This is a genomic window from Vibrio splendidus, from assembly GCF_001557875.1.
GTDB classification, from domain to species: Bacteria; Pseudomonadota; Gammaproteobacteria; order Enterobacterales; family Vibrionaceae; genus Vibrio; species Vibrio splendidus_F.
On record NZ_LNRF01000002.1, the window covers coordinates 122,148 to 134,501 of the forward strand.

The 12,354-nt window shown below is 42.8% G+C and carries 13 protein-coding genes; 4 read left to right on the forward strand and 9 right to left on the reverse strand.

Annotated features, from left to right (window positions below):
* The first annotated feature begins 67 nt into the window (after nucleotides 1-67).
* A complete protein-coding gene (yccX, locus tag ATB74_RS08175; protein WP_060982098.1) occupies nucleotides 68-355 on the forward strand; it encodes an acylphosphatase in 288 nt (95 codons plus the stop codon).
* A gap of 56 nt (nucleotides 356-411) precedes the next feature.
* On the opposite strand, the gene ATB74_RS08180 is transcribed toward yccX, so the two are convergent.
* The 6 genes from ATB74_RS08180 to ATB74_RS08205 form a co-directional block, all read right to left on the reverse strand.
* Nucleotides 412-741, reverse strand: a complete 330-nt coding sequence (locus ATB74_RS08180) for a TusE/DsrC/DsvC family sulfur relay protein (RefSeq protein WP_060982097.1) — start codon at nucleotides 739-741, stop codon at nucleotides 412-414.
* A 160-nt stretch (nucleotides 742-901) separates the two neighbouring features.
* Entirely contained in the window at nucleotides 902-1,567 is a 666-nt protein-coding gene (locus ATB74_RS08185; protein WP_017057206.1) for a Bax inhibitor-1/YccA family protein, read from the reverse strand.
* A 281-nt stretch (nucleotides 1,568-1,848) separates the two neighbouring features.
* A complete protein-coding gene (locus tag ATB74_RS08190) occupies nucleotides 1,849-2,613 on the reverse strand; it encodes an amino acid ABC transporter ATP-binding protein (RefSeq protein ID WP_017059704.1) in 765 nt (254 codons plus the stop codon).
* 22 nt (nucleotides 2,614-2,635) lie between these two features.
* Nucleotides 2,636-3,733 (reverse strand): amino acid ABC transporter permease, encoded by a 1,098-nt coding sequence (locus ATB74_RS08195; protein WP_060982096.1) that lies wholly within the window; start codon nucleotides 3,731-3,733, stop codon nucleotides 2,636-2,638.
* Nucleotide 3,734: 1 nt separating this feature from the next.
* Nucleotides 3,735-4,940, reverse strand: coding sequence for an amino acid ABC transporter permease (locus ATB74_RS08200; protein ID WP_060982095.1), 1,206 nt, complete (start codon nucleotides 4,938-4,940; stop codon nucleotides 3,735-3,737).
* A gap of 71 nt (nucleotides 4,941-5,011) precedes the next feature.
* Nucleotides 5,012-6,040 (reverse strand): amino acid ABC transporter substrate-binding protein, encoded by a 1,029-nt coding sequence (locus ATB74_RS08205; protein WP_004733634.1) that lies wholly within the window; start codon nucleotides 6,038-6,040, stop codon nucleotides 5,012-5,014.
* Between the two features lie 480 nt (nucleotides 6,041-6,520).
* Between ATB74_RS08205 and ATB74_RS08210 the strand changes: the two genes are divergently transcribed.
* Nucleotides 6,521-7,462: a precorrin-2 dehydrogenase/sirohydrochlorin ferrochelatase family protein gene (locus ATB74_RS08210; RefSeq protein ID WP_061017880.1), complete on the forward strand. Its 942-nt coding sequence runs from the start codon at nucleotides 6,521-6,523 to the stop codon at nucleotides 7,460-7,462.
* Nucleotides 7,463-7,611: 149 nt separating this feature from the next.
* On the opposite strand, the gene ATB74_RS08215 is transcribed toward ATB74_RS08210, so the two are convergent.
* Nucleotides 7,612-8,094 carry a YajQ family cyclic di-GMP-binding protein gene (locus ATB74_RS08215; protein WP_004733632.1) on the reverse strand — a complete coding sequence of 161 codons (483 nt, stop codon included), beginning with the start codon at nucleotides 8,092-8,094 and terminating at the stop codon, nucleotides 7,612-7,614.
* Between the two features lie 12 nt (nucleotides 8,095-8,106).
* Nucleotides 8,107-9,165 (reverse strand): 3-deoxy-7-phosphoheptulonate synthase, encoded by a 1,059-nt coding sequence (locus ATB74_RS08220; protein ID WP_060982093.1) that lies wholly within the window; start codon nucleotides 9,163-9,165, stop codon nucleotides 8,107-8,109.
* Between the two features lie 207 nt (nucleotides 9,166-9,372).
* Here ATB74_RS08220 and ATB74_RS08225 point away from each other — a divergent pair, with 207 nt between their 5' ends.
* Nucleotides 9,373-10,260, forward strand: coding sequence for a putative PEP-binding protein (locus tag ATB74_RS08225; protein ID WP_061017882.1), 888 nt, complete (start codon nucleotides 9,373-9,375; stop codon nucleotides 10,258-10,260).
* Nucleotides 10,261-10,436: 176 nt separating this feature from the next.
* Nucleotides 10,437-10,922, forward strand: a complete 486-nt coding sequence (locus tag ATB74_RS08230; protein ID WP_017082222.1) for a PaaI family thioesterase — start codon at nucleotides 10,437-10,439, stop codon at nucleotides 10,920-10,922.
* Between the two features lie 73 nt (nucleotides 10,923-10,995).
* Here ATB74_RS08230 and ATB74_RS08235 read toward each other — a convergent pair whose 3' ends face one another.
* Entirely contained in the window at nucleotides 10,996-12,351 is a 1,356-nt protein-coding gene (locus tag ATB74_RS08235) for a hypothetical protein (protein ID WP_061017884.1), read from the reverse strand.
* Nucleotides 12,352-12,354 lie beyond the last annotated feature (3 nt).

Genomic DNA, 12,354 nt, shown 5'->3' on the forward strand with positions numbered 1-12,354 from the left:
TCCACCAATAAGCGGTGAATGAATAGAAGCTCGACTATATCATTCATATAATTTATGAGGCAACGTTATGGAAAGTTCACAATATATTTTTGTCGTGTCAGGCGTAGTTCAATGTGTTGGTTTTCGTTATCACACCAGTAGGCAGGCGCAAAGTCTAGGTCTCTCAGGCTATGCGAAGAACTTAAATGATGGTCGAGTTGAAGTATTAGCTGTCGGAGAGAGTCAGCAAATAGAGAAGTTACATGCTTGGCTCAATATTGGCCCTTCGAGCGCAACAGTAGACAACGTAGTGATGCATCAAGTGAAAGATAGTGAGCGTCAGGACGTACGCGTAGGGGCCTTTAAAATACTGTAGTTATAGCACTACAGTATTTATTGAACGTAACTTAATGACCTAAAGCGGGTTAGGTTTTACAAGCACTTTGCTGGTTTAGGTAAACCGGCGAGCTTGGTTGCTTGTTTTGCAGGACCTTTTTTAAATAACTTGAAAAGGTACTTACTGTTGCCTTTTTCTGGGCCGTGCGCTTTTTCCATCGCTTTAACTAGCATACGAACCGCTGGTGAGGTGTTGAACTCTTCGTAAAAGCTCCTTACAAAATGGATGACTTCTAAGTGTGCATCCGTAAGTTCAATAGCTTCATCTTGAGCAAGTATTTCAATCATACCTTCTTCCCATTGGGTGTAATCCAATAGGTAGCCTTGAGCGTCGGTTTCGATTTGCTTGCCGTTATATTCAAACATGTTTAATCCAGAATCCAATTAACTATGCGAGTAGGGTACATGACCAAGTTTATCTTTCTCAACAGAAATTGCAGCTAACTAAAGAAATATCGCACTTATAGATACAAAAAAGCCCAAGAGGTGGACTCTTGGGCTAGATATTCTTCAGTTATGGGAGTGATTAGTCGTCGCTACCCATGATGCCTAGAATGCTTAGTAGGCTGATGAAGATGTTGTAGATTGATACGTACAAGCTGATCGTTGCAGAGATGTAGTTTGTTTCACCGCCACGAATGATGTTTTGCGTTGTAAGCAAGATAACACCAGTCGAAAACAGAATGAACATACCGCTCATTGCCAATGATAGTAGAGGCATTTGTAGGAAGATGTTTGCAACCATACCTACAAGTAGTACTACGAAACCAGCTAATAGCATGCCGTTAAGGAACGACAGGTCACGCTTAGTTGTTAGTGCGTAAGCTGATGCGCCCATAAACGCCAGTGCAGTGCCGCCAAGTGCAGTTAGGATGACATCACCCATACCTGCGCCAACGTACATGTTTAAGATTGGACCGATGGTGTAGCCTAAGAAGCCCGTAAATAGGAATGTGAAGACTAGACCCATGCTGTTGTCGCGGTTCTTCTCTGTTAGGAAAAGTAGGCCGTAGAAGCCAACAAGCATGATAATAAGACCCGGGCGAGGAAGGTTCATCGCCATGGATACGCCTGCTACAACAGCAGACCAAAGTAGTGTCATAGACAGTAATGCGTAGGTGTTACGCAACACTTTATTGGTTTGCAGAGCACTTTCTTGAGATGCTGTGCGTGAAAACATAGGGCTGTTCATAATCTTCCTCGTAAGGTGACTTCAATAGTTATTAGTACATTTATGGGGGTGAAAGTTCGAAAAATCAAGTCTTTCATTCCTCTTGTATACGTAAAATAATAATCAAAATAGTCGGTTAAGTGTTTCTGAAGGTGTAACAAAGTATTTCTCAAAGTGTATCAAAGATTCGATGTTCGATTCTTATAGCGCTGAGTTGCTGTTTATCATCTTGAAAACTAATTATACCACTGAAAACAAAGAGGCGACCTAAGCCGCCTCTGTAATTTATGCATCATAACACATTAGTGGTGTAAGATTTGGCTTAAGAAGTTCTGCGTTCTGTCTGATTGTGGGTTTTCAAAGAAATCGACAGGGTTGTTCTCTTCTATGATTTCACCAGCATCCATAAAGATAACGCGATCCGCGACCTCTTTAGCAAAGCCCATCTCATGCGTAACACAAAGCATTGTCATGCCTTCTTCTGCAAGCTCAACCATTACGTCTAACACCTCACGAACCATTTCTGGATCGAGGGCTGACGTTGGTTCATCAAACAGCATCACTTGAGGATTCATACATAAAGAACGAGCGATAGCTACACGCTGTTGTTGACCACCAGAAAGCTGACCTGGGAACTTGTCTGCTTGCTCTGGTATTTTAACTCGCTCTAGGTATTTCATTGCAATCGCTTCGGCTTCTTCTTTTGGCATCTTTTTGACCCAGATAGGGGCGAGAGTACAGTTCTCTAATACCGTAAGGTGTGGAAACAGATTGAAGTGCTGGAAACACATGCCGACGTCTCGGCGAACAGCTTCGATGTTCTTTAGATCTTCCGTCAATTCATTACCTGAAACGAAGATATGACCTTTTTGGTGCTCTTCTAATCGGTTGATACAGCGGATCATTGTTGATTTACCAGAACCTGAAGGGCCACAGATAACGATTTTCTCGCCTTTTTTAACTTCTAGATTGATGTTCTTAAGTACGTGGAATTCACCGTACCATTTGTTCATGTCTTTCAACTCGATCATAAGACCTTGAGAGTTGTTTTCTGTCTGCTGCGTCATAATACGTCCTTGATCTTGTTAATTATCGTTTGTGACCGGTATGAAGTCTGTTTTCTAGCCATATCGAATATCTCGACATGCCAAAACAAAACACCCAGAACACTAACGCGACAAATACATAACTTTCTGTCGAATACCCGAGCCATTCAGGGTCGGTATTCGCGGCTTGGCCAATTCCTAGTACATCAAACATACCAATAATCAAAACAAGACTGGTATCTTTGAACAAACCAATAAAGGTGTTCACAATTGAAGGAATCGTGATTTTAAGAGCTTGAGGCAGAATGATAAGCCCGGTTTTTTTCCAGTAGCTTAATCCCAGAGCATCAGCTGCTTCGTATTGACCTTTTGGTATTGCTTGTAAACCACCACGGATTACTTCGGCCATATAGGCTGCACTGAATAGTACTACCCCAACAAGTGCTCTAATCAGCTTATCGGTTTCTGTCCCTTCTGATAAGAAGAGTGGGAGCATTACTGAAGCCATGAATAGAACTGTAATGAGCGGTACGCCACGCCAGATTTCGATGTATACGGTACACATACTGCGAATGATCGGCATCTCTGAGCGACGTCCAAGCGCAAGTGCAACACCAATCGGGAGTGATACTACAATACCAACAAGTGCGATGATCAGTGTAACCAGTAGGCCACCCCATTTATGGGTATCAACAACTTCTAATCCGAAGACACCACCGTATAGTAAACCAGCGATGATAAACGGATAGATGTTTACGAAGAACAGCCAAATCCAGGTACGCTTAGGTGTTTTTTCATACGCTAATAAAGCAACAAAAATAGCTAAAGTAGCGTAGAAAAAGCGAGGTCGCCACAGTTCAGCTTCTGGGTAGAAGCCATACATGAATTGGTCCCAACGAACGCTAATAAAAACCCAACAAGCCCCTTCACTAGTACAAGCGTCTCGTGTTGTCCCTATCCAATCGGCACTAATGAATGCCCAATCTGCTATTGCCCATATTAGGGTAAAAGCAAAGTAAGCAAGAACCACAGTGACGACGCTGTTAATTGGTCCATTAAATAGATTTTTTCTTAACCAACCGACAGGGCCAACGGTATTCGCTGGAGGCGGAAGATCAGGTTGAAATTGATGTGTACTCATCTTATCTCTCCACCAACGCTACTTTGCGGTTGTATATGTTCATTAGAGCAGATGTTAATAGGCTCAAGGTCAGGTAGACGCCCATTGTCATCGCAATTACTTCGATAGCTTGTCCAGTTTGGTTTAATGTTGTTCCTGCAAATACAGACACAAGATCAGGGTAACCAATGGCCATCGCAAGTGATGAGTTTTTGGTCAGGTTTAGATACTGACTGGTTAGTGGTGGGATTATAATCCTTAATGCTTGTGGAATAATGACAAGCTTGAGGGTTCTAGATCGTGGGATACCTAGAGACATTGCGGCCTCAGTTTGCCCATGGTTTACGGCGTTAATACCTGAACGAACAATCTCGGCAATGAACGCTGCGGTGTAGATACTTAAAGCAAGCATCAATGCAGCAAGCTCAGGAATGATGCTAACACCACCCTTGAAGTTAAACCCTTTCAAAACAGGGTAATCCGCAGAGATAGGCATGCCCATCACAAAGTAAGTCACCAATGGTAAGCCTAAAATCAACGCTGCAGCAATCCGCAACATTGGTGTTTGTTGGCCGGTTAGTTTTTGCTTGTTGTTAGCCCAGATGTTGATAATAAACGTAGCGATAATACCGACAACCAATGATCCGATGACAATGCTACTGCCTTGCTCTAACACTGGTGCTGGGAAGTACAATCCACGTACGTTCAAGAAAATTGCTTCACCTAGGCTCATGCTTTGGCGAGCAGAAGGTAAAGCTTGCAGAACGGCGAAGTACCAGAAAAAGATTTGCAAAAGAAGGGGGATGTTTCGGAATATCTCAATGTAGACCGCTGCAAATCGGCTAACCAGCCAGTTTGAAGAGAGCCTAGCGATACCCATACTAAAGCCCAGTACCGTAGCTAGCATGATGCCTAGCACCGAAACTAAAGCGGTATTGAGAAGCCCGACAAAGAATGTACGACCATATGAGAAAGTCTCGTCGTATTCAATCAGTGTTAAGCCGATACCAAAACCAGCTTCTTGGGAGAGAAAATCAAAACCAGTGGCGATACCACGGGAATCCAAGTTAGTGAGTGCATTATTTACAATCGTGTAAAAGAAAGCACAAAGCGCCCCGACGGCGATGATTTGGAAGATGATGGAGCGAAAAGTGGGGTTGTAAAATAAGTTGGCACTTTTGGGCTGTGGCTTTGCCTGAGCTGGAGAAATAGTTTCATTAGGTTTCATACTACTATAACCTCAAATCCATTTAATAAATAGGGCGGAAAACTCCGCCCTAATTGATGCTTGAAGATTTATTAACGGATTGGTGGAGCGTACATAAAGCCGCCCGCATTCCATAATGCATTTACACCACGAGAGATTTGAAGTGGAGAACCTGTACCAACAGTACGCTCAAAACTCTCACCGTAGTTACCAACTTGCTTAATTACCTGGTAACCCCAGTCGTCACGAATGCCAAGGCCTTTGCCTTTAGGACCATCTACGCCAAGAATACGCTTGATGTTTGGATCTTTTGACTTAAGCATTTCGTCTGCATTTTTAGAAGAGATGCCGTATTCTTCCGCGTTAATCATTGCTGAAAGTGTCCACTTAGCAACGTTAAACCATTTATCATCATCTTGACGCACAACAGGACCTAGAGGCTCTTTAGAGATGATTTCAGGAAGTACTTGTGCAGATTTAGGGTCAGCTAGGTTTAGGCGAAGTGCGTATAGACCAGATTGGTCTGTAGTTAGCACATCACAACGACCTGCGTCGAAACCTTTAGATGTTTGTGCCGCTGTATCGAATACCACTGGCTTGTATGACATGCCACTGTTGCGGAAGTAATCGGCTAGGTTAAGTTCAGTTGTTGTACCTGATTGAACACATACAGATGCGCCATCAAGCTCTTGAGCACTTGTTAGGCCAAGCTCTTTCTTAACCATGAAGCCTTGACCATCGTAGTAGTTGACGCCTACGAAGTTCAGACCTAGAGCAGTGTCACGATGTAGTGTCCATGTTGTGTTACGAGATAGTACGTCGATTTCGCCAGATTGAAGCGCAGTAAAACGCTCTTTTGCGGTTAGAGGTACATACTTAACTTTAGTCTTGTCACCGAGTACAGCCGCTGCAAGAGCTTGACAATACTCAACATCAATTCCTTCCCATTCACCTTTTGAGTTAGGGTTAGAGAACCCTGGAAGACCGGTACTTACACCACAAGTTAGAAAACCTTGAGATGTGACTTTGTCCAGAGTGCTTTCTGCCGCTGATGCCGATGTTGCCATCATCGCAGTTGATGCAGCTACTACTGAAGCAAGAAGTGTTAGTTTATTTGTCATTTGTATCCTTCCTTGTTAACCAGGTGACACCTGATACTCGTGCTCGTTTGAGTGTCTCTTATGTGTTGCGTTTTCTATGACCTTGTTGCCCAAATTAAACGAGTTGCATTTTGCAAATGAAACCGTATGCGATTTAAACAACTGTTTATAAGGTTAGGAAAGGATCCGTAGTTTCACAAATGTATAATTTAAAAAGAATTTTGAATGAAATCACAAATCCGAACACATTTAGAATGACCAAATGTTAACTGAATGTAAATAGTGCAACAGTTCACACTGTTGGTGCAACGAGATTTAGAGTTTTATATTGATAGGCGACTAGATAAATATTCTGAATGAATGTCACGGTTATGGAGCTTTAACCTTAAAAAAGATTGAAATTTGGTCAATAAATATTTTTATTGCACTTCGATAGTTATGAATATGCTCCAAATTTGGTAGCATGGCTGAATAGTTATTGAAGTAGTCTCAAGGAAGAACATGCGTTATTTCCCAATGTTTTTGGATGTAGAAAATAAGCCAATCTTAGTGGTTGGTGGAGGTGAGGTTGCTTGCCGTAAAGTCGACAGCTTGCTGCGAGCTGGGGCTGATGTGACTTTAGTGTCTCCCAAGGTTGCACCTTACTTAAAGCAGCTTATCGATGAAGACAAACTTCACTGGGTGCAAAACTTTTACTCATCACAGATCATATCGAAAAATTACCTGCAGGTTTGGGCGACAACAGATAACCCTAGCCTAAATCATCAAGTACATAATGATGCAAAAAAACTGGGTATTCTTGTCAATGTGGTCGATGATTTACCCTATTGTGACTTCATTACGCCATCAATGATTAATCGCGGAAGAATCCAAATTGCCATCTCTAGTGGCGGTGCATCACCTGTTTTGGTTAGAAACATTAGAGAAAAACTCGAAACGGTATTGCCACAAAATATAGGCTTAATAGCAGACTTCGGTGCATCAAAACGCAATTCGATCAAAGAGTCATTTCCAACTGTCGATGAGCGTCGTAAATTTTGGGAGCGCTTTTTATCGTCCAGTTTCATCGAACAGGTGAGTGATAGAGAGCAGTTAGAGGCGCATTACCAACAAGCGCTGACTGAAGGGGTTGATAGTGAAGGGCAGGTGACTTGGATTGAATTCGAGCAAGACGTAGAGTTACTGTCTATGAAGGCTTTACGTTTGATGCAAGAGGCAGAGCTCGTACTTTCACCGAGTAATTGTCCATTCGAATTTGTAGACCTGTGCCGCCGAGATGCAGAAAGGGAGAGCTATGCTAATAGCGGAGAGTTATCAACTAAGCTTGAGCAAGCAAAAGCCGAGAAATTGCGAGTGTGTGTCTTTATTCCACCAGCGAGCGTAGAGTTTAATCTGTTGGTCGGCAAAGACCTAAAATTGTCAGCGGGCAAAGTACTTAGTTGAGTTGGCTGATTACCAGCTAGGAACTTCGATTTAAACTGACCAGATAAATAAAAAGCCACTTCCTATAAAGAAGTGGCTTTCTGCTTTTCAAACACGACATTGTGATGATGAATGAGCAACCGAAATAAGCGGTCGCTCAAACTCAAAAATTAGTCGCGGAAGTTGTCAAACTGGAATGGTTGACCAAGCTCACCGCTGCGAACTAGAGCCATAACAGCTTGTAAATCATCACGTTTCTTACCTGTTACACGAACTTTGTCGCCTTGGATAGAAGCTTGAACTTTAACTTTGTTGTCTTTGATTAGCTTAACGATCTTCTTAGCGACATCCGTTTCGATGCCTTGCTTAAAGATAACCGTTTGATGCCAAGTGCGACCTGTTTGGTCAGCAGCCTTCGCTTCCATCGCGTTAGGATCAACATTACGCTTTGTTAGGTTGCTACGAAGGATATCGCGCATTTGCTTCAGTTGAAAATCGTCTTGAGCAGTCAATTTTACTGATTCATCTTTGTAATCAAAGCTTGCTTCAACGCCGCGGAAATCGAAACGAGTCGATAGTTCACGGTTTGCGTTGTCTACCGCGTTACGCAGTTCTACTGCTTCTACTTCAGAGATAATGTCAAATGATGGCATTGTGTTGTTTCCTTAAGCTAAGTTTCTATCTTTAATTGCTGTTGCAAGCATGTCTAGCATTGTTGCAGTATCTTCCCAGCTTAGGCATGGGTCAGTAATCGACTTGCCATATTCTAGGTTGTTGATGTCTGTCATTGGCTGGTTGCCTTCAATAATGAAGCTTTCTGCCATGATGCCTGCAATTTGGTTCTTGTTAGATTTAATTTGCTCACAAATGTCTTGTGCAACTTCTAACTGTTTACGGTGTTGTTTCTGACAGTTAGCGTGGCTAAAGTCTACAACCAAACGTTGAGGTAGGTCGAATTCAGCCAGTTGCTTGCATGCAGTATCTACAGATTCAGCGTCGAAGTTAGGGCCTTTATCACCACCACGTAGAATAACGTGACCGTATGGGTTACCAGAAGTACGGTAAACCGTCATGCGGCCGTTCTTATCTGGCGAGTAGAAGTAGTGTGAAGCATGTGCAGCACGAATTGCATCGATAGCAATCTTGATGTTGCCGTTGGTTGCGTTCTTGAAGCCAACTGGGCAAGACAGTGCAGAAGCCATTTCACGGTGAATCTGAGATTCAGTCGTACGAGCGCCAATCGCGCCCCAAGTGATAAGGTCCGCAATGTACTGACCTGTGATCATATCAAGGAATTCAGTCGCAGTAGCTAGGCCAAGCTTGTTGATATCTAGAAGAAGCTTACGTGCTTTGTTCAAACCGGTTTCAAGAGCGTACGAACCATCAAGGTTAGGATCGGTAATTAAACCCTTCCAACCTACAACAGTACGAGGCTTCTCGAAGTAGGTTCTCATTACAACGAACAGTTCATCTTTGTACTGGTCTTGAATTTGACTTAGACGTTCAGCGTAATCAAGTGCCGCATCTGTATCGTGAACAGAGCAAGGGCCTACGATAACTAATAGGCGGTTATCTCGACCAGTTAGGATATCTTCGATTTGGCGGCGAGAATTTTTAATGCGCTCAGCAACGTCGTCAGTAATAGGGTGTGCATTGCCTAGTTCGGCAGGAGTTGGCATAGGACCCAGAGCTTGGGTTCTCAACTCATCAGTTTTTAATGGCATGTGATAGCTTTTTTATTCTATTGCGAAGTGGTTAAGATAACGGAATTGAACAGAGGAATAAACTCTCTTAAGTCAAAGTTATCTCTGTTATTGCTAATAATCTTATTTTTATCAGCAGGCCAGCGTTAAATAAGGGTTTTTCACTTGTATTAACAGGCAGCTATCGGTATTTTCGTTTGAACACAACATAAAAATGCTGGAGCAGCAATGACTCAAGAAAATCAAAGCACTTTGCACCCAGAACTTGTTTTAGGTGATGTGCTGCCTTCTTACAACGATAATAATAATTCCAACCACTTATACGTTTCATTATCCGAATTGGTAATGGACCGTGTCTTCTACCACCCAAGTATTGAAAGTCATCTAGATACACTTACTGATATCGATAAAACGTCTTTAAATGCGATCCTTGGTGATAAAACAGTTGATGAGCATTTTGTTTCGACCTTGGTGATTGCGATTCAAGCTGCTGTTCAGGCAAATCACACTTCTGTTCGTATCGCATTAAGCAGTGCGGATAGCTATGGTTTCCGTTCACTGCTAGGCGGCCATTGTGAAGCTGAAGAGATTAACCCAGCGCTCGGTATTCGCGGCGTAGCCCGTTATGCGACACCAGAGTACAGCAAGGCTTTCGCTTTAGAGTGTCAGGTCATTAAAACGTTGCGAGAGCAGGGTATTAACGTTGAAGTGGTTGTACCGTATGTACGAGCATTAAGCGATGCCGCTAAGATTATCGACCTGCTTGCCGAGCAAGGCCTACCACGTGGTCTGAACGGTTTGAAAGTACTGTTCTCGTGCGATGTGCCGTCTGCAGTGCTACTAAGCGAAAGATTACTGCATTACTTCGATGGTGTTGTGGTAAACATTGATAGCTTAGCGTCTTTCACTTTAGGTGTAGACAAGCATAATGAAGCTCAGCAACACGCTTTTGATCCTCAAAATGAGGCGGTTATTACCTTGTTGGATATGATTGTTAAAGCGACACAGCATGCGAAGAAGCCAGTATTGCTAGTGACCCAAGGCTTAGTGGATTACCCACGCCTACAAGGTTACATTGCCGATCTTGAAGGTGTAGAAACGGTCGTGACTGCATAAAATAGCTTGTTGTTTTAATTAATCAACGTGCTGTATCAGTTTGTTTGAAGCGAAAAAGCTTTGAGAATGAAAGAGATATCATTATGCGATGATATCTCTTTTTTGTAACATTTTTTTGACATCCACATCACTAATCGATTAACTGGTCTGATGACTGAATTGATTAGGCAATCCAAATGTTGACCCCTCTACAAAAAGCAAATTTCTACTTGAGCATGTTTGGTTTTTTCAAAGTGCCTCTGATCTGGTTATGCAGACCAAAATTGCTCGCATTGGATAACCAGCATGTTGAGGTCAAAATCCCTCTTAAAAGACGAACGAAGAATCACCTTAATAGTATGTACTTTGGCGTATTGGCTGTGGGTGCTGATGTGGCGGGTGGTTTTCTTGCGATGAGCAAATCTCAGCAGCAAGGTGAAAAGATTTCGTTGGCATTTAAAGAGGTGACGGGCAACTTCTTAAAGCGTCCGGAAGGCGATGTGCATTTCACTTGTAACGATGGTGAGTTGATCAACACTATGCTGGCAGAAACCATGTCTACAGGGGAGCGTGTAAACCAACCTGTAACCATTATTGCGACTTGCCCATCTTTGCATGGTGACGAGCCAATGGCTGAGTTCACGCTAACGCTTTCGATTAAGAAAGTCCCGTCTAGGAAATAGCTTGGAAGTAGATGGTCCTTTTGAATAAGTGGAGAGCGGTATGTGAATTGAATACACACATACCGTAACAAGATTAAGATTCTTGAGTGATTTGCTCGATGTCCACGATCTTTGAACGGTTCATTACGATTTTCCAACGGTAATAGGTCGGTTCGTTATCGTGATTGTTCTCTTTAATGATTAGGTTGAGCAAGTGACGTTTTTCTACGGATTCACGGCTAACTTGCCCTTCATTCAAGCGATACACCTTATTTGATCCCTTATCCATCAAACGGGTCAGCGCTCTGAGACTGATAGATAGTGTTTCACGAGTCTCTTCATAACCACTCATGAACGTCGACGTCGACATCTCCGTATGCGAACGGTAATGCAATATTTGCTCTTCGCGTTGAACGACACGCTTCTTACGTATCGATTGAATACGGTCTGCTAACTTGGAGAAATTCGCATAGTCCAACCATTCAAGCTTATGGCCGACAGACTTATTGGTCGTTGGGTCATAGTAACGACGCTTCCATTTCGGCTTGCCTTTACGGAGCCAGCGCCAAAGGATGTCTCTTAAGTCATCTTTGAATATCTCACGCAATGCGTAGATAAATGACATAGACACGATGAAAGAGGCCGTAATCTCGCCCAAGAAATCACGGGCCAAAATGACGGTTGTCGTCACCACCACCATAACTAAGCCAGTCGCAATACCTTTAACAGCACGTTTGACGTTTTTACCCATGGAGGTGGTCTTCTCCTTGAGTACGATAGGGTGTTCTATTAAACGTCTTAGTAGTCGCATCTTATTACTCAGACGGGTGACGTCTTCACGTACCTTAGCTGAGTTATAGCGATTAAGTTTTCGATGGGCGGTCTCTTTTTCACAAAGCGTCAAGAGGCGCTCTTTTATCGTCGAATATTCACTGCCACGTGGCATATGTGATACCAAAGATAAGAACTTTTGCTCCGTGTACCAAGAAAGGTAATTATCGATATTGGCATAATAGCGCTTTAGGTTTTCTTCATAAGGAATACTACGACGAAGCTTCTTCAAGATGTCTAACGCGAGCTCAATGACTTCATCAACCTCATCAGCTGTTACGTCGTCACTATCAGTTTTATTCAAGCTGTTTACTGCTTTATCTAAAGCAATAACATATTGGTAGGCGAACAAACTCAAACTGACACGATACTGTGTTGTCGATAAGCGTCCACGTTTTGCCAAGCGGCTATGTACTAGTGGTAATAGTGTCTTGTCACTATAGTAAGCGCGCTTTTGAGTAATTGAGCTGTAGAAGAAGGCACTTTCAGAAAGTACTTCAGGAGTCAGTCCGAGTTCACCGGGAATGAATAGATAAACGTCCATGTCGAGCTTTTTGGTCTTCGCCATCGCATGGTTAATTTTAAGTGTTATCGCATCTTGTTTGTCAACGGTGATCAACGA